This is a genomic window from Streptomyces sp. NPDC102279, from assembly GCF_044766365.1.
GTDB lineage: Bacteria > Actinomycetota > Actinomycetes > Streptomycetales > Streptomycetaceae > Streptomyces.
The window spans coordinates 213,272-236,780 of record NZ_JBIWLU010000001.1; the positions used below are offsets into that span (position 1 = coordinate 213,272).

At 69.6% G+C, this 23,509-nt stretch carries 22 protein-coding genes and 1 pseudogene; 17 read left to right on the forward strand and 6 right to left on the reverse strand.

Translation table 11 applies throughout. From position 1 onward, the window contains the following. Positions 1–342 precede the first annotated feature (342 nt). Positions 343–963 (forward strand): dihydrofolate reductase family protein, encoded by a 621-nt coding sequence (locus tag ACIRQH_RS00860; RefSeq protein ID WP_404223419.1) that lies wholly within the window; start codon positions 343–345, stop codon positions 961–963. A gap of 267 nt (positions 964–1,230) precedes the next feature. After that, positions 1,231–2,421: an IS110 family transposase gene (locus tag ACIRQH_RS00865; protein ID WP_404223421.1), complete on the forward strand. Its 1,191-nt coding sequence runs from the start codon at positions 1,231–1,233 to the stop codon at positions 2,419–2,421. Positions 2,422–2,469: 48 nt separating this feature from the next. On the opposite strand, the gene ACIRQH_RS00870 is transcribed toward ACIRQH_RS00865, so the two are convergent. Next, on the reverse strand, positions 2,470–2,907 hold the full coding sequence (locus ACIRQH_RS00870; RefSeq protein ID WP_404223423.1) for a VOC family protein: 438 nt from the start codon (positions 2,905–2,907) through the stop codon (positions 2,470–2,472). 167 nt (positions 2,908–3,074) lie between these two features. On the opposite strand from ACIRQH_RS00870, the pseudogene ACIRQH_RS00875 reads away from it, so the two are divergent. The 11 genes and pseudogenes from ACIRQH_RS00875 (at position 3,075) to ACIRQH_RS00925 (ending at position 13,465) form a co-directional block, all read left to right on the forward strand. Then, a pseudogene (locus tag ACIRQH_RS00875) lies at positions 3,075–4,047 on the forward strand (IS5 family transposase). Positions 4,048–4,198: 151 nt separating this feature from the next. Continuing rightward, positions 4,199–5,143 (forward strand): ATP-binding cassette domain-containing protein, encoded by a 945-nt coding sequence (locus ACIRQH_RS00880; protein WP_388880073.1) that lies wholly within the window; start codon positions 4,199–4,201, stop codon positions 5,141–5,143. Continuing rightward, on the forward strand, positions 5,140–5,985 hold the full coding sequence (locus tag ACIRQH_RS00885; protein WP_404223425.1) for an ABC transporter permease: 846 nt from the start codon (positions 5,140–5,142) through the stop codon (positions 5,983–5,985). Before ACIRQH_RS00880 ends, ACIRQH_RS00885 begins: the two co-directional genes overlap by 4 nt. Before the next feature lie 55 nt (positions 5,986–6,040). After that, positions 6,041–7,300 carry a sensor histidine kinase gene (locus ACIRQH_RS00890; protein ID WP_404223971.1) on the forward strand — a complete coding sequence of 420 codons (1,260 nt, stop codon included), beginning with the start codon at positions 6,041–6,043 and terminating at the stop codon, positions 7,298–7,300. Then, complete coding sequence (locus ACIRQH_RS00895) at positions 7,297–7,965, forward strand: response regulator (protein ID WP_388934502.1); 669 nt, start codon at positions 7,297–7,299, stop codon at positions 7,963–7,965. The genes ACIRQH_RS00890 and ACIRQH_RS00895 overlap by 4 nt, the downstream gene beginning before the upstream one ends. Positions 7,966–8,435: 470 nt before the next feature. Beyond that, positions 8,436–9,323, forward strand: a complete 888-nt coding sequence (locus ACIRQH_RS00900) for a sodium-dependent transporter (protein ID WP_404223427.1) — start codon at positions 8,436–8,438, stop codon at positions 9,321–9,323. Between the two features lie 154 nt (positions 9,324–9,477). Next, on the forward strand, positions 9,478–10,140 hold the full coding sequence (locus ACIRQH_RS00905) for a DedA family protein (RefSeq protein ID WP_388880089.1): 663 nt from the start codon (positions 9,478–9,480) through the stop codon (positions 10,138–10,140). Continuing rightward, positions 10,137–10,742 (forward strand): phosphatase PAP2 family protein, encoded by a 606-nt coding sequence (locus ACIRQH_RS00910; protein ID WP_388880092.1) that lies wholly within the window; start codon positions 10,137–10,139, stop codon positions 10,740–10,742. Before ACIRQH_RS00905 ends, ACIRQH_RS00910 begins: the two co-directional genes overlap by 4 nt. Beyond that, positions 10,739–11,470, forward strand: coding sequence for a phosphatase PAP2 family protein (locus tag ACIRQH_RS00915; RefSeq protein ID WP_358816391.1), 732 nt, complete (start codon positions 10,739–10,741; stop codon positions 11,468–11,470). Before ACIRQH_RS00910 ends, ACIRQH_RS00915 begins: the two co-directional genes overlap by 4 nt. Further along, positions 11,424–12,086, forward strand: coding sequence for a response regulator transcription factor (locus ACIRQH_RS00920; RefSeq protein WP_358816392.1), 663 nt, complete (start codon positions 11,424–11,426; stop codon positions 12,084–12,086). The genes ACIRQH_RS00915 and ACIRQH_RS00920 overlap by 47 nt, the downstream gene beginning before the upstream one ends. Beyond that, positions 12,083–13,465, forward strand: coding sequence for a sensor histidine kinase (locus tag ACIRQH_RS00925; protein WP_388934509.1), 1,383 nt, complete (start codon positions 12,083–12,085; stop codon positions 13,463–13,465). The genes ACIRQH_RS00920 and ACIRQH_RS00925 overlap by 4 nt, the downstream gene beginning before the upstream one ends. A gap of 36 nt (positions 13,466–13,501) precedes the next feature. On the opposite strand, the gene ACIRQH_RS00930 is transcribed toward ACIRQH_RS00925, so the two are convergent. Continuing rightward, positions 13,502–15,001 (reverse strand): MFS transporter, encoded by a 1,500-nt coding sequence (locus ACIRQH_RS00930; RefSeq protein ID WP_404223430.1) that lies wholly within the window; start codon positions 14,999–15,001, stop codon positions 13,502–13,504. 156 nt (positions 15,002–15,157) lie between these two features. Between ACIRQH_RS00930 and ACIRQH_RS00935 the strand changes: the two genes are divergently transcribed. Next, positions 15,158–15,805 (forward strand): TetR family transcriptional regulator, encoded by a 648-nt coding sequence (locus ACIRQH_RS00935; RefSeq protein WP_358816497.1) that lies wholly within the window; start codon positions 15,158–15,160, stop codon positions 15,803–15,805. A gap of 224 nt (positions 15,806–16,029) precedes the next feature. Here the strand turns inward: ACIRQH_RS00935 and ACIRQH_RS00940 are convergent, their stop codons facing one another. The 3 genes from ACIRQH_RS00940 to ACIRQH_RS00950 form a co-directional block, all read right to left on the reverse strand. Beyond that, positions 16,030–17,106 carry a HoxN/HupN/NixA family nickel/cobalt transporter gene (locus ACIRQH_RS00940; RefSeq protein WP_388880099.1) on the reverse strand — a complete coding sequence of 359 codons (1,077 nt, stop codon included), beginning with the start codon at positions 17,104–17,106 and terminating at the stop codon, positions 16,030–16,032. A gap of 230 nt (positions 17,107–17,336) precedes the next feature. Then, positions 17,337–17,615, reverse strand: a complete 279-nt coding sequence (locus ACIRQH_RS00945) for a hypothetical protein (RefSeq protein WP_388879791.1) — start codon at positions 17,613–17,615, stop codon at positions 17,337–17,339. 133 nt (positions 17,616–17,748) lie between these two features. Beyond that, positions 17,749–18,597, reverse strand: coding sequence for a LysR family transcriptional regulator (locus ACIRQH_RS00950; RefSeq protein ID WP_404223432.1), 849 nt, complete (start codon positions 18,595–18,597; stop codon positions 17,749–17,751). A 104-nt stretch (positions 18,598–18,701) separates the two neighbouring features. Here ACIRQH_RS00950 and ACIRQH_RS00955 point away from each other — a divergent pair, with 104 nt between their 5' ends. Next, positions 18,702–19,445, forward strand: a complete 744-nt coding sequence (locus ACIRQH_RS00955) for an SDR family oxidoreductase (RefSeq protein ID WP_388879793.1) — start codon at positions 18,702–18,704, stop codon at positions 19,443–19,445. Positions 19,446–19,518: 73 nt separating this feature from the next. Here the strand turns inward: ACIRQH_RS00955 and ACIRQH_RS00960 are convergent, their stop codons facing one another. Beyond that, entirely contained in the window at positions 19,519–20,052 is a 534-nt protein-coding gene (locus ACIRQH_RS00960; RefSeq protein WP_404223435.1) for a MarR family winged helix-turn-helix transcriptional regulator, read from the reverse strand. A gap of 248 nt (positions 20,053–20,300) precedes the next feature. Between ACIRQH_RS00960 and ACIRQH_RS00965 the strand changes: the two genes are divergently transcribed. After that, a complete protein-coding gene (locus ACIRQH_RS00965) occupies positions 20,301–21,824 on the forward strand; it encodes an MFS transporter (protein WP_404223436.1) in 1,524 nt (507 codons plus the stop codon). Between the two features lie 516 nt (positions 21,825–22,340). Beyond that, positions 22,341–23,345, forward strand: a complete 1,005-nt coding sequence (locus ACIRQH_RS00970) for a LacI family DNA-binding transcriptional regulator (protein WP_388879802.1) — start codon at positions 22,341–22,343, stop codon at positions 23,343–23,345. The last annotated feature ends 164 nt before the right edge of the window (positions 23,346–23,509 follow it).

Below are 23,509 nucleotides of genomic sequence, written 5' to 3' on the forward strand. Positions count from 1 at the left end.
GCGCGGAGAGTGGCCGACACCGCCGTCCCCGTCCAGGACGCCGACCTGGCATACGGCGCGGCATGTCCCTGCCCGCCGGACCTCTAGGGCGTGTATCCGGTTGTGATCAATTGTCCCGTGTCACCGAACCTTGATCGCGCGCCATCGAACCTTGACGGACGCGAGTTCGTGTCGTCGAAGTTTGAGCACGGTGTCAAGGTTCGTGGGCAGCTGAGCAGCGCCGAAAACAGCGAAACGGCCGCGCGATGAGTTCGCGGGCCTGGAACGGTCTACCCCAGTGGTGAATGGATCAGGCGACGCACCGCGAAGGCGACGGAAGGTCGCCACCAGGAGGACGGCACAGTGACCAAACGTTTGGGCAGGGTGACCTGCGACCTCTCGATCTCCGTCGACGGGTACTCGGCCGGGCTCAACCAGGCCGAGCAGCGCCCGTTCGGCGACGACGCCGGTGATGGCTGGGGCGACAGGATGCACGCATGGATGTTCGAATCCGCGGAGCAGCAGCAGGCCGAACTCGACCGGCTGACGGCAGTCGGCGCCTTCATCATGGGGCGTAACATGTTTGGCCCCGTACGCGGCGCGTGGGATCGACAGTGGAAGGGCTGGTGGGGCGATAGTCCGCCGTACCACGCGCCGGTCTTCGTCCTCACCCACCACCCGCGCGACCCCCAACCGATGGACGGCGGCACCACGTTCCACTTCGTCACCGACGGCATCGAATCCGCACTGCGGCAGGCTCGCGAGGCGGCCGGGGACCGCAACGTGTCGATCCACGGGGGCGCGACCACCATCAACCAGTACCTAGCCGCAGGCTTGATCGACGAGCTGCGGCTGCACATTGTGCCGTTCACGCTCGGCGCCGGCACACGGCTGTTCGACGGAGTGCCGTCACTGAATCTTGAGCAGGTGGAGTCGCGAGCGGCGAACTCGGTTACACACGTGACTTATCGCGTGCTGCCCTGAGAAAAGGGCGGTGTCCGTCACAAGTACCGCTCACACTTCCCTACGTTGTTCTGCGGGACGTGGTGAGCCCTTCGTATGGTTCATCCACCCAGGGGCGTCGGGTGTGGCTTTCAAACTTCTGCCACTTGTGGCTTCCATCGATTGGCCGCCCGACGCCCCACGACGACTCGGCTGCCAATTAGGAATTGCGAATGATCGCTACGTAGGGAATCGACAGCGAGGTCGTCCGTGGGAGGCACCAGCAACACCACCGCACGGAGGCACCACATGGCCGCGATCTGGGCTGGCATCGACGCAGGCAAAGCCCACCATCACTGCGTCGCGATCGACGAGAGCGGCCGCCGGCTGCTGTCGCGACGCGTCGCTAACGACGAACCCGAACTGCTCGAACTCCTCGCCGACATCCTGGCCCTGGGGGACGAGGTGACCTGGGGCATCGACCTGGCCGACGGCGGAGCCGCCCTGGCCATCGCGCTCCTGGTCAACCGCGACCAGCCGGTCCACTACATCTCCGGCCGGGCCATCCACCGCGCTTCCGAGAGCTACCGCGGCGAGGGCAAGACCGACGCGAAGGACGCCGCCGTCATCGCCGACCAGGTCCGCGTCCGCCGCGATCTGCATCCGCTGCGGGCCGGCTACGACACCGTCATCGATCTCAAGATCCTCACCGGCCGCCGCATGGACCTGGTCGCCGACCGCACCCGCACCGTCAACCGCCTCCGTGCCCAGTTCACTGGCATCTTCCCCGGCCTGGAGCGGGCCCTGGACCTCACCAACATCGGCCCGCTCACCCTGCTGACCGGCTATCAGACCCCCGCGGCTATTCGCCGGATCGGCGTCAAGCGGCTGGAGACCTGGCTGCGCAACCGCCACGTCGTCCGCCCCGACCGGCTCGCCGAAACCGCTGTCCAGGCCGCCGAACGGCAGCACACGAGCCTGCCCGGCGAGAAGCTGGTCGCCACGTTGGTACACACGCTGGCGAAGGAAGTGATGAGCCTCAACCAGCAGGTCGCCGAGCTCGACAAGGCCATCGAGGCCCGGTTTCGCGACCACCACACCTTCGAGGTGATCACCAGCATGCCCGGCCTGGGCGTCATCCTCGGCGCCGAGTTCCTGGCAGCCACCGGCGGCGACATGACGGCGTTCGGCACCGCCGACCGCCTCGCCGGCTTCGGCGGCGTCGCCCCGGTGCCCCGCGATTCCGGGAAGCTGAGCGGGAACCTGCGCCGCCCGCAGCGATACAACCGCCGCCTCCAACGCGTCTTCTACACCTCGGCGTTGTTCAGCATCCGCCACTGCGAGGAATCCCGGCGCTTCTACGATCGCAAACGTGCTGAGGGCAAGCGTCATACCCAGGCCGTCCTGGCTCTCGCTCGCCGCCGCGTCAACGTCCTCTGGGCCCTTCTGCGCGACGGACGGCGCTATGAGCCAGCTCCGCCGGCAAGGGCTGCCGCATAGGAAGGGACGCGACACGCTGCGCGCGGCCAGTTGGCCTGACCGACCCCGTCAGACCAGGCAAAACTCGTTACCTTCCGGGTCTGCCATCACCACGTGATCCGGCCTGCCCTGCAACTCGTCCTCGCGGACCACGGTCGCGCCCGCAGCGGTCAACCGCTCCACCGCCTCGACCACGCGCGGCCAACGCACCTCCCACGGGGTTTCACGGCCGCCACCAACTTGCACGTCGATATGCAGCCGGTTCTTCGCCACCCTCGGCTCCGGCACCTTCAGGAAGGACAAGGTAGGGCCCACGCCGTCCGGATCTGAGAGGTACGCCCCGTCATCCCACTCGTCCTCCGGAACCTCATGATGCGAGAACCACTCCTCCCAGCTCCCGAACCCTGCGGGCGCGGGCTTCTCCTCGTAGCCCAACGCCAGCGCCCAGAACGCGGCCAGTTTCGCCGGGTACGCGCAGTCGATCGTCAAGCTCCACTTGGTCGCCATGAGCCCTCCCCAGTCGGATGAACGGACTGTACCGCGCACCTCCGACACCTCCTGCCCGCTACCTCAAGCGTGCGCCGCGGCTTGACGAACGGCATTAGGAATCGATGGCACAGGACATCGATCTGTGGGACTCGCCCCCCGTGACGCGATCTGGTAGATCGTCGTTCATGACGCGGGCGCAACTGACAGACCAGGAATGGGAGTTCGCCGGGCCGTACCTGCCGGTCGGCATGTACGGCCCGTACCCCGAGCGGCTGCGGCAGCAGTTCGAGGGCGTGATCTGGAGGTTCAAGACGGGCGGGCAGTGGCGGGAGATGCCGGCGGAGTTCGGGGCCTGGCCGACCGTCCACAACCGTTTCCGGCAGTGGCGGGATGCCGGCGTCTTCGAGGCCCTGCTGGAGGGGATGATCGCCGAGACCGCACATCGGGGCGAGGTGGACATGTCCCTGGTCAGCGTGGACTCCACCACCGCCCGTGCCCACCACGATGCCGCCGGGATCCACCTGGACGAGGATGTCCTCACTGCCCTGGAGAAGGCCGCCGCCGAGGAGGAGAAGGCCCGGCAAAAGGGGGCGAGGCTGAAGGACAGGACGGGCGATCTGTCGAAAGTGACCCCGTCCGCGAAGAGCGGCGCCGCATCCGGCGCCGACGCAAACTCCGCTTGAAGGTCGCCCTGCTCGGACGTTCGCGAGGCGGGCAGACCAGCAAGGTTCATCTCGCCGCCGACCGCAAGTGCCGCCCGCTGGCGCTCGTGCTGACCGCCGGGCAGGCCGCCGACAGCCCACAGTTCATCCCCGTGCTGGCCAAGGTCCGCGTCCGCGGACCGGTCGGCCGTCCCCGCACCCGGCCGGACGCGGTCGCCGGAGACAAGGCGTACTCGTCCCGCGGCAACCGCGCCTACTTGCGTAACGCCAGATCAAGGCGGTCATCCCGGAGAAGAAGGGCAGCAGGGGCGGCCGACCCGTCGGCCATCACACCGACCTCTACAAGGAGAGGAACACCGTCGAACGCCTGATCAACAAGCTGAAAGCCTGGCGAGGCATCGCCACCCGTTACGACAAGACCCCTGAGAGCTACCTCGCTGGCCTTCATCTCCGCGCCTCTATGATCTGGATCAAGGACCTCACACGAACCGCTTGATCACGACTAGATACGCCCCCTAGTACCGCGGTACCGCTCGGCGCTGGCGGTTCGGGCCCTCAGTACCACCGAACTGCGCGAATCGGACCTTAGCGTGGTCGGTGAGGCGTCGGATGCGACGAACGCCGGGAGTCCGAGAGGAAGGGCGCGAATGATCGACGCACAGCAACTGACCAAGAGGTACGGCGAGAAGACCGCCGTCGACCAACTGGACTTCGTCGTCAAGCCCGGGACCGTGACCGGCTTCCTCGGTCCCAACGGCGCCGGCAAATCGACGACCATGCGGATGATCGTCGGACTGGACGCCCCCACAGGCGGCTCGGTCAAGGTGAACGGCAGCCACTACGCCCAGCACCGGGCTCCGCTCCAGGAGGTCGGTGCCCTCCTGGAGGCGAAGTCGATCCATCCCGGCCGTTCGGCCCACAACCATCTGAGGGCGCTCGCGCTGACCCACGGGATCCCGCGCCGCCGCGTCGACGAGGTCATCGAACTCGCCGGACTGGGCACGGTGGCGAAGAAGCGCGCCGGAGCCTTCTCCCTGGGCATGGGCCAGCGGCTCGGCATCGCCGCCGCCCTGCTCGGCGATCCACAGACGATCATGCTGGACGAGCCGGTCAACGGCCTCGACCCCGAGGGCGTGCTGTGGATCCGCAACCTGCTCACGACGCTCGCCGGCGAGGGCAGGACCGTGTTCGTGTCGTCCCACCTCATGAGTGAGATGGCCCTGGTCGCCGACCACCTCATCATCGTCGGACGCGGCCGACTGCTGGCCGACACCTCGGTGAGCGAACTCATCCGCGAAGCCGGGGGCGACACCGTCAAGGTGGTCACGCAGGACCCGGCACGACTCCGGGACGTGCTGGCGGGCCCGGGTGTGGACATCACCGGACGCATCGGCTCCGAGGAGCTTCAGGTCACCGGCCTCAGCGCCCGCGACATCGGGCTGACGGCGGCCGAACACGGCATCCCCCTGTTCGAGCTGAGTCCTCGGGCGGTTTCTCTGGAGGAGGCGTTCATGGAACTGACCAGGGAGTCCGTGGAGTACCACGGGTCCACGGGAACCGACGCGCTCGAGTCCCTCGGGAGGCCGGCATGAGCACCTTCACCGAGACGACGGAGCCGCCGAGAACCGCTCCCGCCGTCGCCCGTCCGGCGTACCGGGTCACGGGGCGGCGCGTCCTGTCCTCCGAGTGGGCCAAGCTGTGGTCGCTGCGCTCGTCGTGGATCACGCTCGGGGTCGGGCTCCTGTTCCTCGTCGCGTTCGGGCTGATCGCGTCGAGCCGCTACAAGTCCGGCATCGGGTCCGCTCACATGGATCCGGACTTCGCCCGGTCCACGGCGGTGAGTCTCTCCCTGTTCGGCACCAACTTCGCCCAGTTGGCGCTGGGCGTCCTGGGTGTGCTGGTCACGGCCGGCGAGTACTCCACCGGCATGATCCGTTCGACGCTGGCGGCCGTGCCGCGCCGGCTTCCCGTGCTGTGGTCGAAGGCCGCCGTGTTCGGGCTCGTCGCCCTGGTCGTCGCGACGGTCGGCGGGTTCGTCGCCTTCCTGATCGGCAGCGGGATCGTGTCGGGCACGCCCGCCGCCATGGGGCTCTCCCACCCCGGAGTTCTGCGGAGCCTGCTCGGAGCGGGGCTCTACCTCGGCCTGGTCGGCGTGATCGGTACGGCGTTGGGTGCTCTGCTGCGCTCGGTGGCGGGCGGCATCTCCGTGCTCGTGGCGGTCCTGATGCTGATTCCCGGACTGATCTCCCTGCTCCCCAGCTCGTGGCGGGACGACATCGGCCCCTACCTGCCGAGCAACGCGGGCGAGTCGATGTTCGCGCTGACCCACGACAGCACCGCGCTGTCACCGACGGCCGGGCTGGTGGTCTTCCTCGGCTGGACCGCACTGGCGCTCGCCGGCGCGGCGTACCGCCTGCTGCGCAGCGACGTCTGACGCCCGGCACCATGGGCAGGTGAGCACTGTGGCCGGTATCGACGAACTCGGCGGGATGGGACCGCTGACCGCCCGGCTCTCCCGGGGCGGTCAGCGGTTGCGTGAGGCCGACCGCGCGCACCCGTGGGTGCTGGACACCGCGGTCGTACTGATGGTCTTCCTCCTGTTCTGTCTGCCGGAACTGCTGCACGCCGACAGGGACGGCGACGGCGACGGACCCCAGCGGTTCCGTCTGGCGTTCATGTCCCTCCCGACGGCGGGTGCGCTGGCTCTCCAGGCGGGGCTGGTCCTGCCCCTGCTGTGGCGCCGCCGCAAACCGCTGGAGGCCTTCGGTGTCATCGTCACGGTGTTCGTCGTCCAGTGGGCGCTGGGTGCGGCGCTCCGCGCGGACGTCGCGCTCTTCATCGCCGTGTACAGCCTGGCTCTGCACGGCCGGCTGCGCCAACTGCCGTGGGCCTGCGGGGTCATGGCAGCGGCGATGGTGCTCGTGGCCGTGCGCGTCAGGTCGGTGGTGTCCGTCTGGGACGCGCTGTTCTTCCTCCTGAGCACGGCGACCGCGGCCGTGGCCCTCGGGCTGATGGTGCGGATCCGCCGGGCCCAGCTCGCCGGCCTCCGGGAGAGAGCGGCGCGGCTGGAGATCGAACGTGATCAGCGCAGCAGGCTGGCGGCCGCGGGAGAACGAGCCCGGGTGGCCCGCGAGATGCACGACATCGTCGGACACAACCTGTCCGTCATGATCACTCTCGCGGACGCGGGCGCGTACGCCAGCGATGCGGCTCCCGAGCGGGGCAAGGAGGCGTTGCTGCTCATCGGCGACACCGGGCGGACCGCGCTCGGAGAGCTCCGGCGGGTGCTCGGTGTGCTGCGTGACGCGACCGAGGGGACGTCCGAGGCTCTTCAGCTGCGCCCGCAGCCCGGCGTCGCCGAGATCGACGAACTGTGCGAGTCCGTGCGCGCCGCCGGTCTCGAGGTCGTCTACCGGACGGCCGGCGACATGGACGCCATGGACAAGGGCGTGCAGCTGACGGCCTACCGTATCGTCCAGGAAGCCCTCACGAACGTGCTGAAGCACGCCGGAACGGGTACGCGCGTCGACCTCTCCCTGATGGTCCGGGACACCTGGCTGGTCGTGCGGGTCGAGGACAACGGCTCGGCGGAGCACATTGCCACGCCGGACGACGAGGGACACGGGCTGGTGGGCATGCGCGAGCGAGTGGCCCTCTACGGCGGCACGGTCAGCGCCGGGCCGGCGAGCGACGAAGGATGGACAGTGGAAGCGACCCTCGACCTGAGGCCCCAGGGCGGTGCCCGGTGACCACCGTGCTCATCGTGGACGACCAGCCACTTCAGCGCTTCGGCTTCCGTATGCTGCTCGACTCGGTCGCCGAGACCGAGGTGATCGGCGAGGCGGCCAACGGGACGGAAGCCGTCCGGCGGGCAGCCGAGTCGCGGCCCGACGTGGTGCTGATGGACGTCCGTATGCCCGGCATGGACGGCATCGAGGCGACCCGCCGCATCGTGGCCACCGGCGGCCGCTCCCGTGTCCTCGTGCTGACGACGTTCGACCTCGACGAGTACGTTCACGCCGCCCTGCGGGCCGGAGCCAGTGGGTTCCTCCTGAAGGACGCGCGCCCCGAGGAACTCCTGGCCGGCATCCGTGCCGTCGCCGCAGGTGAGGCCGTGATCGCTCCGGCACTGACCCGCCGTCTCCTGGACGAGTTCGCGCAGCACCTGCCGCTGGGCGACAGCGGCTCCGACCAGGCGCAGAAGCTCGGTTCCCTCACGGAGCGGGAACGCGAGATCCTCCTGGCCATCGGCAAGGGGTGGAGCAACGGCGAGATCGCGGCCCACTTCGTCCTCTCGGAATCCACCGTCAAGACGCACGTCGGCCGCGTCCTCGCCAAGATCGGGGCCCGCGACCGGATCCAGGCCGTGATCTTCGCCTACGACCTGGGCCTCGCCCGCCCCAAACCCGGCTGAGCCGGGACGGTCCCCCTGCGGCCCGGGGCGTCGTCTCGAAGACCGTCCGGAGAGATCCGCTCGACGCGGGGACCTGGCCCAGGTCGCTTCTGAGCCGACCCAGGGTCTCCGTCTGCCTCGCTCCTGACGGCGTCAGCGCGTTCCTGAACACAACCTGACCGCCACGTGGCGTCCCCGTCCTTGGCGCGCGCGGAGCAGACAGCATGAGCCCATGTACACGTTGCGGCCACGCATAGCGGACTTCCGTCCCGCCCTCGTTCCACCGACGGAAGAAGACCGCTTTGACCCCGCCGACCGCTGTACGCCGCACCGCTGAGCCCCGCTCCCGCACGGAACGAGCCACGACGTGGCTGCGCGCCCGGCTCGGCCGCGCTGTCGTTCTCGCCTACATCGCCGCATTGTTCGCACCCGGCCCCGGGTTATGGCTCCGTGAACCACATCCCCTGCCCGCGGCGCACCTGACACTGAACATGGGGCCGTTCCTTCTCTGCCTCCTGCTGTTCTCCGCCGGGCTCCAGGTCCGCCTGCGTGCCCTCGGCCGCCTTGTGCGGCGGCCGAGGGTTCTGGTCGCGGGGCTCGCCCTGCATCTCGCGATCCCGCTGGCGGTCGTGCCCTTCGTCGCCCACCTGCTGCGGTACACGCCCGACTCCGACGGCGGCAGCGGCCTGCTCACCGCGATGATCCTCACGGTGGCGATGCCCGTCGCCGCCGGAGCGACCGTGTGGACGGACACGGGTGACGGCGATCAGCCGGCCATGGTGGGTCTGGTCCTGATCTCCACGCTGGCCAGTCCGCTGACCACGCCATTCCTGTTGGGGACCTTGGCGCCCTTGCTCAGCGGTGGATACGGTCATGCTCTCGCGGCCTCCGGCCGTGTGGCGCAGGACGGTTTCGCCCTCACAGCGGTCGTGCTGCCCTGTGCCGCCGGCCTGGTGGGCTCCCTCGTCCTGCCTGCGCAGTGGCACGGCCGCCTTCTCAGGACGATCGTGCCGGCCGCGCTGGCCGGTTCGCCCGCTCTGACCTACGTCAACGCCAGCGGCGCGCTCAGTTCTGTCCTGGCCCGACCCCGTCCCCTGCTGATCGCCGCAGCCCTGGGCGTGGCCGCCCTGATCTGCGGGCTCTCGTTCGCGCTGGGGCGCATCGCCGCGCGTGCCTTACGGCTCGAGGCAGGCACGGCCTCGTCGCTGACGCTCGCCTGCGGCATGAACAACAGCAGCGCGAGCGCGGTTTTGATCACGACGTCGCTGCCCGGGAAGCCACACCTCCTGCTGCCGGTCCTCGCCTACGGGCTGCTCCAGAAGACGGCAGCGAGCCGGGTCGTCGCCCGGTCACAACCCGTCCGGCCGCCACAGTCGTGAACGCACCGGCCTGTGTCGTGCAACTCCGCGCCGCGGGGAACTTCCCACTCCTCAACATCGTCTACAGTTCAGTAGACCGACTACGGAACTGTAGTCGCCTGTCGACGTCGCCTCGTCACGCCGGGCGGCCAACGGAAACGAAGGGCTCCCGAACATGATCACGGACGTGGCCTCCCAGCTCGCCGTCAACGTGCTCGACGCGAAGTCACTGCTCGCCGCGTTCGGCGTGATCGGTGTGGGCGTGATCCTCTTCGCCGAGACCGGGCTGCTGATCGGGTTCTTCCTGCCGGGCGACTCGCTGCTGTTCACCGCGGGTCTGCTGTGCACCGGCAGCGCGGACCGGGGCCTGCAGCTGTCCCTCGCTCCGCTGCTCGTATCCGCGGCGGTCGGCGCGCTGGCCGGCTCCCAGTGCGGATATCTCCTGGGCAGAAGAGCAGGCGGCGCCCTGCTGGAGCGCAGCCGCTCGACACGGCTCCACGAGGGTGCAAACCGGTCACAGGAACTGCTCGAGCGGTACGGCTACGCGAAGGCGATCACGCTGGCCCGCTTCGTACCGGTGGTGCGTACGGTACTGAACCCGATGGCGGGTGCCCTGGGAGTGCCGGTGCGGACCTTCACCCTCTGGCAGGTGGTCGGCGGACTCGTCTGGAGCATGGGTCTCGTTCTGGCGGGCTACGCCCTGGGCTCCTCCGTGCCGAACGTGGACCGCTATCTGCTGCCCATCGTCGCGGTGATCGTGATCGTGTCGCTGGTTCCTCTCGCGTCCGAGGTGTACCGCTCGCGCCGCGCTGCCAAGGCTCGGGAGTCCAACGGATGATCCTGGCGTTCGGCGGCTCCTCGATCGATGGCTCCGCCTACACCGACGTCGTGGACCTCGCCCGCGAGTCCCCCTCGTGGCTGGACAGTGCCGTGTCCGCCTGGTCGACGTACGGACTCCTGCTGTTCGCAGTCCTCATGGTGGCCGGCTGGTGGGGAGCTCGCCGTGTGAGCCCTACAGCCGCGGTGCGGGCGCTCGCCGTGCCGCTCGTCGTGGTCCTGGCCTTCGGCATCGACATGGTGGTGAAGTCGCTGGTGCGCGAGGACCGCCCCTGTCGGGGGCTGAAGGTGAGCACGCTGGAGGCGTGCCCCGCGCCCGGCGACTGGTCCTTCCCCAGCAACCACGCCGCCATCGCCGCCGCGGCAGCCGTAGCCCTGCTCTTCGTCGGCCGTCGGCTCGGCGCCCTCGCCGTGGTGGGCGCCTGCGCGATGGCCGTCGCACGGGTCTGGGTCGGTGTCCACTACCCGCACGATGCGATGGCCGGCTTGCTGGTGGGGTCGCTCGTGGCCCTCCTCTCCATGTGCGCGCTGCGGCGGCTGCCGGAGTCCCTCGCGCTGCACATGACGGCCACACGTCTGCGACCGCTGGTGATGGCGTCATGAAGCGCGGCGAGGTGGCGGAGGTGTGCGCAGGCTGCGCTCTGGGTGCCTTGATCGCCCTCGGCGTGCTGACCATGGTCGTCGTGGGGCATGACGGCGCGCCGCTGCTCTGGGACAGCGGCCTGCTCAACTGGTCCGTCCACCACCGGCCGGACGTGGCGGTGGCACTCGCCCGCGGGATCACCGGCACGGGAACCGGCATCGTTCCCTACGTGCTGGCCGTAGTGGCGGGTGTGGTCGCAGGGCGCACCAGCCGGCAGCGATTGTTGGCCGTCTCCCTCTGTGTGGCCTGCCTGGGGATCGGGCAGGCCCTGCGATACGGGTTGATGGCGACCGTCGCGCGGCCCCGGCCTCCGAGTGCCGTCTGGGAAACACATGCCTCGGGGTGGGCGTTCCCCTCCGGTCACACCACCACGGCCGCCCTCGCCGCCGGTCTGCTCGTCGTCGCCGTGTACCTGCGCAGACCTCCCGGCAGAACCCTCCTCGCCGTGGCCATCGGAATCTGGGGCGCCCTGGTCGGGCTCACGCGGATCTATCTCGGAGTCCACTGGTTCACCGATGTCGTCGGCGGCTGGCTGTTCGCCCTGGGGTGGCTGGGCGTGTGCGCGGCCGCTGCCGCCCGGTGGCTTCCCGACCGGCCGACTCCCGGTTCGACCGTCACAGAACCACCGCGGAAGGAGGACCATGCGCCACACGATCCTGATCGTGGAGGACGATCACGCCCTGCGTGACGTCCTGATGCGCGGCCTGCGCGAGGAGGACTTCCACACGGTCCCCGCGCCGGACGGTGCCACCGCCCTTCGGCTGGCGACGGACGACGTCGCCGCCGCGGTCCTCGATGTCGGTCTGCCCGACGCCGACGGCAGGGATGTCTGCCAGGCGATGCGGGCCAACGGATTCGTCTCTCCCGTCATCTTCCTGACCGCCCGTCACCGGCTGCCCGACCGGCTGGCCGGATTCTCCGCCGGGGGCGACGACTATCTGCCGAAGCCGTTCCACCTCACCGAACTGGCGGCCCGGCTGCGAGCGGTCATCAAGCGGGCGGTCCCCTCGGCACCGGCCACCGCGGGCGACCTGATCCTGGACGCGGTCCGCCACATGGTGAGCGTCCGCGGCGTCCGGGTCGAGCTGACACCGACCGAGTTCCGCATCCTGGCCGCGCTCCTCGCCGCTTCGGGCGGCATCGTGCGACGGCGCGAACTCGTCCGGGCGGCCTGGCCCGAGGGTGCCCAGGTCCACGACAACACACTCGACCAGTATCTGACGAGGCTCCGCCGCAAGCTGCGCGCGGCGGGCAGTGACCGGACGATCGGCACGGCCCGCGGAGTCGGGCATCACCTGTCATGAGGGAGGCGAACCACCCACCCAGGCGTGCCGCGCGCGAACTGCTGCGCTTCCTGACACCCCGAACGCTGCGGGGCAGGTTGTCCCTGGTGGCGCTCACCACGGCCGCACTGCTGATGGCAGTCCTCACGCTGGCCTTCAACGCCGTGGCTCAGCAGCGCCTTCAGCACCAGGCGGACGACGAACTTCGCACGCGCGCGGCAGCTGTCGCCACGACGGTCGACACGACGGGCACGGCCGTGCACGTCGTGGAGTCGTCGCACGACAACCTGCTGGACACCAACGTGTGGATCTACGCGGGCCGGCACCTGCTGGAGGCACCGCCGGGCACCGCAAGCCCACTGACCCACGTCGCCGACCGACTGGCGGCACGCGGGGACCGCCTCTGCGTCACCACCTCATCCCACAAACCATTCCGGCTGTGCGCACTCCCGGTGGCCGGGGGCCGCGCCGAGGCGACGGTGATCACCGCCCTGGACCTCTCCCCGTACCGAAGTTCGGCCGACACCCTGCTCCTGGGATCGCTCGCTCTGGACGCCGTCATGCTCGCCTCCACGTACGCGCTCACGCGGCTGGCCGTGGGACGCGCCCTCCGCCCCGTCGGCGCGATGACCGACCAGGCCGCCCAGTGGAGCGCCGTGGCCTCGGCGGAACGCTTCGGCAGCAAGGGGCACCCCGCCGAACTCACACGTCTCGGCACGTCACTGGACTCCCTGCTCGACCGGATTCGCACGCTCCTGCGTCACGAACAGCAGCTCACCGGGGAGCTGTCGCACGAGCTCCGTACCCCGCTGAGCCGCATCATCGCCGAACTCGACTGGTGGCAGGGCCGTCCGCGCACCGCCGATCAGACCCGCGCCTCCCACCGGGTCATCACCGATGCCGCCGTGTCCATGCGAACGATCTGCGACACGCTCCTGGACGACGCCCGCGACGGCGCCACCGCCACTCCGGGCACGGCGGAACCCCTCATCGCCCTGCGCCAACTCGCCGAACTCTCCTGTCCGCCGGCGCACTTGACGATCACTGTCGACGGGTCCTGCCCGGCGGTCGGCGTCGCGCCCGCTCTCCTCGAACGCATCGTCAGCCCGCTCCTCGCGAACGCCTGCCGCTACGCCCGCACCCGCGTCACCGTCCACGTGGACGGGACATCCGACGGCGTACGGATCGACGTCACCGACGACGGACCCGGCGTACCGCCCCCGTTCGTCCCCCACCTCTTCGAACCCGGCCGGCGGGCCGACACCGCCGACGGACACACCGGCGCGGGCCTGGGACTGCCGCTGGCCAGACGCCTCGCCCGTTCCGCCGACGGAGACCTGCGATTCGACCACCGCCATACCGCCGGGGCCAGATTCGTCGTGAGCCTGCCTGCGGGATGACCGCGTCATGCCGTCACACCCTGCCGAACCCCGCCGTCAGGCGGCTTCCTCGACGGCGTCCTCGACGGCGGCTTCCTCGTCCGCGGCTTCCTCGACGGAGTGGGAGTCGGTGAGGCTCAGGGCGCCGGTGGCCGCGATCAGTCCGACGACGACCGCGAGGACGGCGTAGGTGATCCGTTCGCCGTGGAAGAACGACGCGACGAGGTCGCTCGTCCAGGTTCCGGCGGGGAGCTGGGTGGTGACCAACGCGGCGATCAGGGTACCGACGACTGCGGTGCCGACGCTGGAACCGACCTCCTGGGCCGTGTCGTTGAGTGCCGCGCCGATGGAGGTGCGGTTGCTCGGCATCGCGTCGACGAGAGCGACCGCGCAGATCGTCATCACGGTACGCAGCCCCACCGTCATGAGCACCATGCAGACAGCGATGGCCGCGTATCCGTGGTCGACCCCCCAGGAGAGACCCGCCAGCGACCCGGCCAGGCAGGCCGCGCCCACCAGGCAGGCGATGCGGTGGCCGAACCGGCGTCCGAGCCACTCGGAGAGGGGAGTCGCGGTGAGCATGGTCACGATGATCGGCAGGTTGGCCAGGCCGGCCCGTACCGGGCTCCAGCCGTAGGCGTACTGGAAGTGGAGGATCAGTCCGAACATCACGCTGGCCATCGCGATGGACGTGCCGATCTGCGCGATGACGGCGCCGCGGACGGTGCCGTTCGTGAAGAGACCCAGATCCAGCATCGGTGCCGGGCTGCGCCGCTCGTGCCGTATGAACGCCGTCGCCGCCACGACGGCGCCCGCGATCGACGCGAGGGTGATCGCGGAGAGCCAGCCGTGCTCGACACCGCTTGTCAGCGAGTAGCAGGCGAACCCGATGGCGCTGACGCTCAGGACGGCGCCCGGCACGTCGAGCGCGTCCTTGGTCAGGTCCTCCGGGCGGTCGGCCGGGACGCCGAGCCGGACGCCGATGCACGCGATCAACGCGATCGGGGCGTTGACGACCAGCAGCCACTCCCACCGCACGTGGGCCAGCGCGGTGCCCCCGAGCAGCGGCCCGAGGACGAAGCCGGACATGCCGACGACGATCATCACCGTCATGGCGCGCATCCGCAGGGCTTTGTCGTCGAACAGGCGGAAGACCAGTGAGTTCGTGATCGGGGCCATGGCCGCGGCGGCGATGCCGAGTGCGGCTCGCAGGGCGATGAGCTCCCCTGCCGTGGTGACCAGGACGACGCACAGGCTCAGCGAGCCGAACACGGCGAGTCCGATCAGCAGCACGCGACGGCGGCCGAGCCGGTCGGCCATCGACCCGGCGGTGAGCAGCAGGCCGCCGAAGGTCAGTGAGTAGGCGCCGGTGACCCATTGCAGCGCGGTCGTGCCGCTGCCGAGGTCGCGGCCGATCGTGGGCAGCGCGATCGACAGCAACGTGTTGTCGACCATCTCGACGAAGAAGGCCAGGCAGAGGGCGGCCAGGGGAATCCACGCCGCGCGTAGGGACGGATAGGTGGTGCGTGACGGAATGTGAAACGTGGCAGTGGTCATGACGGTCCTCCCGATCGAACGTCGTTCGGCTATCGAACAACGTACGATGCGCTACGATAGAACAACGTTCGATACGACGCAAGACGTGATGGGATGGAAGCCATGGCACGCCTGCAAGACCGCTCAGGCGCGGGCCGTCGACGGGCCTCGCACTCGATGGAGTCCGTCCTCACCGAGGCGGTCGCCCTGCTCGACGAGGCCGGCGCGCCGGCTCTGACGTTCCGGGCACTCGCGCAGCGCCTCGGCGGTGGCGTCGCCAGCATCTACTGGTACGTCGCGAGCAAAGACGAACTGCTCGACCGCGCCACCGACCACGTGATGGGCGCGGTGCTGTCCGACGTGGAGAAGCTCCCGGGCAGCGACGACCCGATCGCCGACCTTCGCGGAATGGCCGTGACACTGTTCGACGCGATCGTGGACCGGCCCTGGCTGGGCGCGTACTTCATGCGCAACACCAACGTGCAGAGCAACTCCTTGCGCCTGTACGAGAGGCTCGGCCAACAGACCCTTCGCCTGGATCTCAGTGCGCACCAGCGGTTTCACGCCGTGTCCGCGATCGTGGGGGTCGTCGTCGGTTCCGCCGTCGACATGGGCCAGGAGCCGCCGCAGGAGATCCTTGACGGCGCCGTGGACCGCGACGAGTTCCTCGGCCGCTATGCCGAGGCGTGGCGGGAGCTCGACCCCAAGGACTTCCCCTTCGTTCACGAGATCGTCGACGAGTTCGACGGCCACGACGACGTCGACCAGTTCCGCTCCGCACTGGAGCTGACGTTGACGGGCCTCCGCCTGCAAGCGGGAGCCTGAGGGGTCAGCTTCCCCCTTGATCAGGGACGAGGAGCGCAGCGCAGGGCGACCGACCGCTGCGGCGGCAGCCGGTATCCCGGATACGCCCCCGGCGGGTGCATACAGGACGTCCGGATCCGGAGGGTGGGCTCGCTGCGGTTGCGGCGGTGCGGCTGGTTCGCCCCGTCAGCCGGTCGGGATGCGTCGCAAGGGGGAACCCTGTGGGCTGTACCGCCGAACGCGCCCTACTCGGCTTGCTGTTCAGCCGGTCGCGCGAGGTCCGCCGTCCACTTCTCCTCGATCCGTCCGAACTTCCACACCAGCAGGGCGACGATCCAGGTGGCGAAGAACAGGCCGACGATGACGTACCCGATGACGTTCAGGTCGAGGCCGGCGATCCAGTCCCAGAAGACACCGTGCAGGCCGGCCTTCTCGGCGACCAGGCCGAGGAGTTCGACGGTGCCGATGATGAGGGCGACAGCGACCGACAGGCCGGTGATGGTGAGGTTGTAGTAGACCTTGCGGACCGGCTTGGAAAAGGCCCAGCCGTAGGCGAAGTTCATGAACGATCCGTCGATCGTGTCCAGAAGCGACATCCCGGCCGCGAACAGGACGGGCAGGCAGAGGATCGCGTACCAGGGCAGCCCGGAGGCCGCGCCCGAGCCGGCGAGGACCAGCAGCGCGATCTCGGTGGCGGTGTCGAAGCCGAGGCCGAACAGCAGACCCAGCGGGTACATCTGCCAGGGCTTGGTGATCGACTTCATGAGGCGGCCGAGGATCCGGTTCATGAAGCCCCGGTTGTTGAGCTGTTCCTCCAGCGCGGCCTCGTCGTAGTGGCCGGAGCGCATCTCGCGGAACACTCGCCAGATCCCCACCATGATGAGCAGGTTGATGGTCGCGATGACGTAGAGGAAGACGCCGGAGACGGTGGTCCCGATCCAGCCGGTGATGCTGTGCAGCTCGGAGTCGTCGTTCTCCACGGGACCCGCCAGGGCCTTGACGCCGAGGGAGAGCAGGAAGGCGAGCGCGAAGACGATGCTGGAGTGGCCGAGGGAGAACCAGAAGCCGACGGACAGCGGACGCTGCCCCTCGTTCATCAGTTTCCGGGTGGTGTTGTCGATCGCCGCGATGTGGTCGGCGTCGAAGGCGTGCCGCATACCCAGGGTGTAGGCGGTGATACCGATGCCGATGCCGAAGGTCTTGGTGCCCAGGCTGTAGTTCTCCGGAGCGACGATCGCGACCAGCGTGAACCAGCCGATGACGTGCAGCGCCAGGATGAACGCGGCCATCCCGCCGACACTGACCCACTCCTTGCGGGTCATCGACGTACGGATGCGGTGCCATCTCGATCGATTGTCCTCAGCCACACCATCCAGCTTGCTGCATATCTGTTGCAGGTACTACTTGAGTGCAGCAAAGCAAGGGTCAGGTTTCCACCACCGTCGAGAAAAGCGCGCCGCCGGAACAGGAAGCGCTGCTGCCGTCCGGTCGCCACCGGCCACCGGCCACCGGATGACGCCTCCCCATCCACCTCAACAACACGATGCAGCCCTCAGCCCCGCCCCTCGGCCTTGTCGACACCGTCCACGTACGCCAAGGCGTACTGGGTCTCGCTGAGTGACTTGCATACATCAGGAACTGGCCCGGAGGGGGACTCGGCGATGGCATCGACGCACGGGCGGCGCGCGGCTGCCGCACTGTCGGTCGGACTGGCCACCGCGGTGGCTCCGTCAGTGGTGCTGACCGGCTCGTGGCCGGCACGCCTGCCGCACCCGGCCGCGAAGGCGGTGAGCACGAGCAGGATGGCGACGGAAACGGTACGGGCGCGCATGCTCGGTCTCCCATGGACGTGCTGGTACTGAGGGAGCATCATGCGACGCGCGGCACGCCCGTGGGGCAGGAGTGTCCGTCTTGTGATCACCAGCATGCCTGCGGGTCCGACGCGGCAATGTCGTACGGCCCGGTCAAAGGGTGACGGCAGCCCGGACCAGCCCTGCGACGGCCGGCGAGCGGCTGTGCGGGGGCCAGGCGATGACGGTGGTCACGTGAGGGGCGTCGGGGACCGGGACGGCGGTGAGGTCCTCGCCGAGGCCGGCGCATGCCGACTCCGGGACGATCGCGCAGGCCCGGCCGAGTGCGATGAGTTGAGTGAGCTGCGTGTGGTCGCGTACCTGCGGGCCCGGGCCGTCCGCGAAGGTGCCGTCGGGTCGCGGCCAGCGAGGCAGGGGAAGGTCGGAGAGGTGGCTGATCTCCTCCAGCCGCAGGTGGGGGCGGATGCCGAGCGGATGGCCCGACGGGAGGATCACGATCTGGCGCTCCGTGTGCAGGTCCTCGGTGTCGAAGCCGGCCGTGTCGTCGAACGGCCGGTGCAGGAGTGCCACGTCGGCCCGGCCGTCCTGCAGCACGCGGGCCTGCTCCCCCGGCCCGCACAGCATGACCTCGACGCGGACAGCATCGGGTTCGGCGGCGTAGGCGCCCAGGATCTTCGCCAGGAGCTCGCCGGAGGCGCCCGCTTTCGCGGCGAGGACGACGGCGGGGCGACCGGTCGCGGCGAGGGCGGCCCGGCGGGTTCGACGCTCGGCGGCTTCGACGGCGTCCAGTGCCGCTCCCGCCTCGTGGAGGAGCACCGTCCCGGCCGCGGTGAGGGTGACACCCCGGCTGTCACGGTTCAGGAGCGTGGCGCCCAGTCGCCGTTCGAGCTGGGCGATCGCCCTGCTCAGCGGGGGTTGGGCGATGCCGAGTCGCTGCGCGGCCCTGCCGAAGTGCAGTTCCTCGGCGACCGCGACGAAGTACCGCAGTTCACGCGTCTCCATTGCGCCAGCCTAGCGGGGGCTGCCAGGAACGATACCCGGGCGGTATCGCCGGCCACCCGATCGGTCTTGGACGGGGCGCCCGGGCCGGGAGAAGCATGGATGTCATGAGTGAAACGAACATCGCCAATCAGCCGCAGGTCGCGCTCGTGACCGGAGCCAACAAGGGAATCGGGTACGAGATCGCCGCGGGACTCGGCGCTCTGGGCTGGACCGTCGGGGTCGGCGCTCGGGACGAGGAGCGGCGCGAGGCCGCCGTGGAGAAGCTGCGCGCGGCCGGAGTCGACGCGTTCGGCGTTCCGCTCGACGTGACCGACGACGCGAGTGTGACCGCGGCGGCCCGGTTGGTGGAGGAGCGGGCCGGGCGTCTCGACGCGCTCGTCAACAACGCGGGGATCACCGGTGGCGGACCACAGGAGCCCACCACGGTCGACGTGGACAGGGTGCGGGCTGCCGTCGAGACCAACGTGATCGGGGTCATCCGCGTGACGAACGCCCTGCTTCCGCTGCTCCGTCGTTCGCCGTCGCCGCGGATCGTCAACGTCTCCAGCAGCGTCGGCTCCCTCACGCTCCAGACGACTCCTGGCGCCGAAGTCGGCCCCATCGCCGTCGCCTACTCGCCGTCCAAGACGTTCCTCAACGCCGTCACGGTGCAGTACGCCAGGGAACTCGCCGACACGAACATCCTCATCAACGCGGTCTGCCCCGGCTATACGGCAACCGACCTCAATGGCTTCCGGGGAGTGCGTACGCCGCAGCAGGGCGCGGCCTCCGCGATCCTCCTGGCGACGGCACCGGCCGACGGACCGACGGGTCGCTTCTTCGACGACGAGGGCGAAGTGCCCTGGTAGTGGATCCGGGTCGGCGCGCGACTGGGCCGACGCCATGGGTGCGCCGACCGGGCTGGTCGGCGCACCGGCCGCGTCAGGTTCCGACTGATTCGCCGGCGGCAGCAGCGCAGTGCGCCTGGGCTGTCGGCGCGGTGGCGCCCAGCAGACGCCCGCCGTGCGGGGCGGCGTGAGCGTGGTGGAGGACGCGCAGCGCGTCGGTCAGTGCCCGCGCGGCTTCGGAGTCCAGCGGAGCGAGGTAGGCCGCTTCGGCCTCGGCGCGGGCTTGTTCCGCGTCACGCAGACACGTGACACCGGCGTCCGTGAGGGTCACCACGTTTCGGCGACGGTCCCTGGCGCTGCGATGGCGTTCCACCAGTCCGCGGCCTTCGAGTTCGTCGATGACGGCCACCATCGTCGTGCGGTCCATGCCGATCGCCGAGGCCAACTCGTTCTGAGAGCGTTCGGCACCGTCCGCCCCGATCACCGAGAGCACGCCCAACTCGCGGGGCAGCACGCCGTACGGCTCCAGCGCCCTGGCCATGAGGGCGGCGAGTTCGAGGTAGGCGTGCTTGACCAGGTACCCCAGCCGGAGCGTGAGCAGGTCGGACAGTTCGGCGTCGTCCGTCATACGAGGTAGCGTATCCTGCTTCTGATAATCAGCGATGCTGACTATCGGTGGTGCTGCGCACTGGCACCTGCCACGCATGCGCTTCACGACCTCCGCGGACGAGGCGATGAGGGGAACCGGCGTTCCCGCCCATCGCGCCTTCCGTCACCGTCCCACCGCGTCCCGGGCCTCGTTGCGCCGGAACACGGTCCTCCGTCCCGCGCCGCCCTTCGCGGCGCATGCCTCACCAAGGAAGCGACGTCCTCGACATGAGTGACTCCATACCCGCCGGCGCCACCCGGACGGCACCGGGCTCGCACGCCTCCGATTCGGTCGAGCCGGCCGATCCCCGCCGCTGGTGGGGCCTGGTCGTCATCGCCCTGGCCCAGCTCATGGTGGTCCTCGACGCGACGATCGTGAACATCGCGCTGCCGTCCGCCCAGGAGGCCCTCGGCATGTCGGACGGCAACCGCCAGTGGGTCATCACGGCCTACACGCTCGCCTTCGGCGGTCTGCTGCTGCTCGGCGGACGTGTCGCCGACCTCGTCGGCCGCAAGCGGACCTTCATCGTCGGCCTGATCGGCTTCGCCGCCGCGTCCGCGGTCGGCGGTGCCGCGACCGGCTCCGCGATGCTCTTCGGGGCCCGGGCCGCGCAGGGCGTCTTCGGCGCACTCCTCGCCCCGTCGGCACTGTCCCTGATGACGACGACCTTCACCGATCCGCGAGAGCGCGGCAAGGCGTTCGGCATCTACGGCGCGCTGGCCGGCGCGGGTGGTGCGGTCGGCCTCCTTCTCGGCGGCATCCTCACCTCGTACCTGAACTGGCGCTGGTGCCTGTACGTCAACATCCCGATCGCGATCGTCGCCGTCATCGGCGCGGTCATCCTGCTGCACGACCGCCCGGGCCACAAGGACGTTCGGCTCGACGTGCCCGGCGTGATCCTCGGCTGCGGCGGCCTCATCGCCATCGTGTACGGCTTCTCCGAGGCCCAGCCGCGCGGCTGGGGCGACTCGATGGTCGTCTCGCTGCTCGTGGGCGGTGTGCTGCTCCTCGCCCTGTTCGTCCTGTGGCAGTCCCGCGCCAAGTCGCCCCTGCTGCCGCTGCGCATCCTGCGCGACCGGAACCGGGCCGGCTGCTTCCTCACGATGGGCTTCGCCACGATCGGTATGTTCGGTCTGTTCCTGTTCATGACCTACTACCTGCAGGGCATCCTCGGGTACTCCCCCGTCAAGACCGGCCTGGCGTTCCTGCCGATGTCCGCCGCGATCATCCTCGGCTCCACGCAGATCTCCGCCCGGCTGCTGTCCCGCGTCCCGGCTCGTGCCCTCATGGTGCCCGGCATGATCCTGGCCGCCTGCGGCCTGCTCATCCTGACCCAGCTCGGCGTCGATTCGTCGTACGCGACCCACGTGCTGCCCGCCGAGCTCATCCTGGGCCTGGGCATGGGTCTCACGTTCATGCCCGTGTTCTCCACCGCGACACAGGGCGTGCGCCCGCAGGACGCCGGTGTCACCTCGGCCATGGTCAACACCTCGCAGCAGGTGGGTGGTTCGCTCGGCACGGCCCTGCTCAACACCATCGCCACCTCGGCCACGTCCACGTACATCGGCAGCCACCTCACCGACCCGTCCCGCAAGGCGGAGGTCGTGGCCGCCGGGGTGGTGCACGGCTACACCCACGCCATCTGGTACGCGGTCGGCGCGATGGTCCTCGCCGGATTCTCCGCCGCCTTCCTGGTGAACGCGAAGCCCGTCGCCCACGGTGAGTCCGCGACGCCGAACGCCGCGCACTGACACCGAGGCCGGGTGGTTCCGGTCCCGTCACGAGGCGCCGGCAGGGGAAGTCCCCGGCCGGCGCCTCTCGCACAGCATCTGTGGGGACATCAGTGGCGGCAATGCACCCGTACCAGAACCGTCGCGCCGGGCGGTCGCGACGGACAGGCCTCGATACCCATCCATACCTGGCCTCTTGACGGTTCATCAGGCCCCGACTCCGGTTCTCCGGACGCGGCTGCCGCACGTTCGAAAGTGGCTTGCGGCCGCGAAGGTCGGGCAGAACGCAGAGCCCTCCGGCAAAGACTGCCGAAACGCCGGGCACGCCACGCGGCCACCATGACGGTCGATCGTGGAGGACTTCAGGCCGATGGGAACGGGATCCGCGTCCCGCCGGGCCAACGCCGCCTCGGCAACCCCACCGGGATCGACCGCCTCGCCCCCGAGCCCGCTTCATGCGGCCGCTTCATGCCATCGCCTCGTACGTGCATACTCAGGCTGCGCGCACCGGCGTTTGCGAGAAGCAGGAGGTAGGCGATGGTGTCGAAATCGGGGACGGAGCCCCGGAGGGTCACGATCAATGACGTCGCCAGGTCCGCCGGAGTGTCCCGGCAGACCGTGTCGCGGGCCCTCAATGACAAGGACGAGATCGACAGCGACACCAAACAGCGTGTGCTGGACGCCGCTCACGCGCTGGGTTACCGGCCGAGCCGGTTCGCCCGGGGCCTGGTGCGTCAGGACACGATGACCATCGGGCTGGTCATCCCGGATCTGCTCAACCCGTTCTTCACCGAGGTCGCGGCCTCCGCGCTGGAAGCCGCTCGGGCGCGCGGCTGGCATGTCGTCGTGTACGACACCGCCGACCGTGCGGAAGAGGAGCGCGGCACGCTTCAGGTGATCAGTTCGCAGGTCGACGCGGTCATCGGCTACTTCAGCTGTCCGGACAGCGAACTCGACTCGTTCACCCGCGGTATGCCGGTGGTGCTCATCGGGCGTGAGAGCGGGTCCTCGCGGTTCACGTCGATTCGGATCGAAGGTCAGGACGGGGTCCACGCCGCGATCGCGCACCTGGCCGCGAAGGGCCACACGCGGATCGGCATGCTCGACCACCACACCCGGGCCGAACCGAGCATCCGGCACGCGTGGTTCACGTCGGCCGCAAGGGCGCACGGGATCGACGCGGGGATGGTCGTGGGTGCGGACCAGACGGCCGACGGCGGCGGCAAGGCGCTCAGGGAGCTGCTCGGAGCCCATCCCGATGTCACCGCCGTCTTCACGTTCAACGACATCATCGCGATCGGCGCACTTCGGGAGGCCCGGCGCCTCGGCAAGAACGTTCCGCGGGATCTGGCGGTCATCGGCTTCGACGGCCTTCAGCTCGGGGCGCTCCTGGAACCCCCGCTCACGAGCGTCGCCCTCGACACGCGGCAGCTCGGCGCGCTCGCCATCGAGCAGGTCGCACGACTGTTGTCACAACCGCGCACGCAGGTGGCCGACGACCTGATCGTGCGTGCCGAGCTGCGGTTGAGCGGCTCGGCCTAACCCGCCGGAAACGCGTCCGTAGCGAATGTCTTGACGTGGAAGCGCGCCGGAGCGCAGACTTCCGACCACTCCGCATTGCATTGCGCGGGGTATCTCCGGGTCTTCCCGTGAACGCTCCCGTGAGCGTTCACGGGATCGCTCACAAGTACTTGGCCAGCTCTTTC

Coding starts and splice junctions, on each gene's coding strand:
- ACIRQH_RS00865 (WP_404223421.1), top strand. CDS start 1,231: ATGGCCGCGATCTGGGCTGGCATCGACGCAGGCAAAGCCCACCATCAC.
- ACIRQH_RS00870 (WP_404223423.1), bottom strand. CDS start 2,907: ATGGCGACCAAGTGGAGCTTGACGATCGACTGCGCGTACCCGGCGAAA.
- ACIRQH_RS00880 (WP_388880073.1), top strand. CDS start 4,199: ATGATCGACGCACAGCAACTGACCAAGAGGTACGGCGAGAAGACCGCC.
- ACIRQH_RS00885 (WP_404223425.1), top strand. CDS start 5,140: ATGAGCACCTTCACCGAGACGACGGAGCCGCCGAGAACCGCTCCCGCC.
- ACIRQH_RS00890 (WP_404223971.1), top strand. CDS start 6,041: ATGGGACCGCTGACCGCCCGGCTCTCCCGGGGCGGTCAGCGGTTGCGT.
- ACIRQH_RS00900 (WP_404223427.1), top strand. CDS start 8,436: ATGGGGCCGTTCCTTCTCTGCCTCCTGCTGTTCTCCGCCGGGCTCCAG.
- ACIRQH_RS00905 (WP_388880089.1), top strand. CDS start 9,478: ATGATCACGGACGTGGCCTCCCAGCTCGCCGTCAACGTGCTCGACGCG.
- ACIRQH_RS00910 (WP_388880092.1), top strand. CDS start 10,137: ATGATCCTGGCGTTCGGCGGCTCCTCGATCGATGGCTCCGCCTACACC.
- ACIRQH_RS00915 (WP_358816391.1), top strand. CDS start 10,739: ATGAAGCGCGGCGAGGTGGCGGAGGTGTGCGCAGGCTGCGCTCTGGGT.
- ACIRQH_RS00920 (WP_358816392.1), top strand. CDS start 11,424: ATGCGCCACACGATCCTGATCGTGGAGGACGATCACGCCCTGCGTGAC.
- ACIRQH_RS00925 (WP_388934509.1), top strand. CDS start 12,083: ATGAGGGAGGCGAACCACCCACCCAGGCGTGCCGCGCGCGAACTGCTG.
- ACIRQH_RS00930 (WP_404223430.1), bottom strand. CDS start 15,001: ATGACCACTGCCACGTTTCACATTCCGTCACGCACCACCTATCCGTCC.
- ACIRQH_RS00935 (WP_358816497.1), top strand. CDS start 15,158: ATGGAGTCCGTCCTCACCGAGGCGGTCGCCCTGCTCGACGAGGCCGGC.
- ACIRQH_RS00940 (WP_388880099.1), bottom strand. CDS start 17,106: ATGACCCGCAAGGAGTGGGTCAGTGTCGGCGGGATGGCCGCGTTCATC.
- ACIRQH_RS00945 (WP_388879791.1), bottom strand. CDS start 17,615: ATGCGCGCCCGTACCGTTTCCGTCGCCATCCTGCTCGTGCTCACCGCC.
- ACIRQH_RS00950 (WP_404223432.1), bottom strand. CDS start 18,597: ATGGAGACGCGTGAACTGCGGTACTTCGTCGCGGTCGCCGAGGAACTG.
- ACIRQH_RS00955 (WP_388879793.1), top strand. CDS start 18,702: ATGAGTGAAACGAACATCGCCAATCAGCCGCAGGTCGCGCTCGTGACC.
- ACIRQH_RS00960 (WP_404223435.1), bottom strand. CDS start 20,052: ATGACGGACGACGCCGAACTGTCCGACCTGCTCACGCTCCGGCTGGGG.
- ACIRQH_RS00965 (WP_404223436.1), top strand. CDS start 20,301: ATGAGTGACTCCATACCCGCCGGCGCCACCCGGACGGCACCGGGCTCG.
- ACIRQH_RS00970 (WP_388879802.1), top strand. CDS start 22,341: ATGGTGTCGAAATCGGGGACGGAGCCCCGGAGGGTCACGATCAATGAC.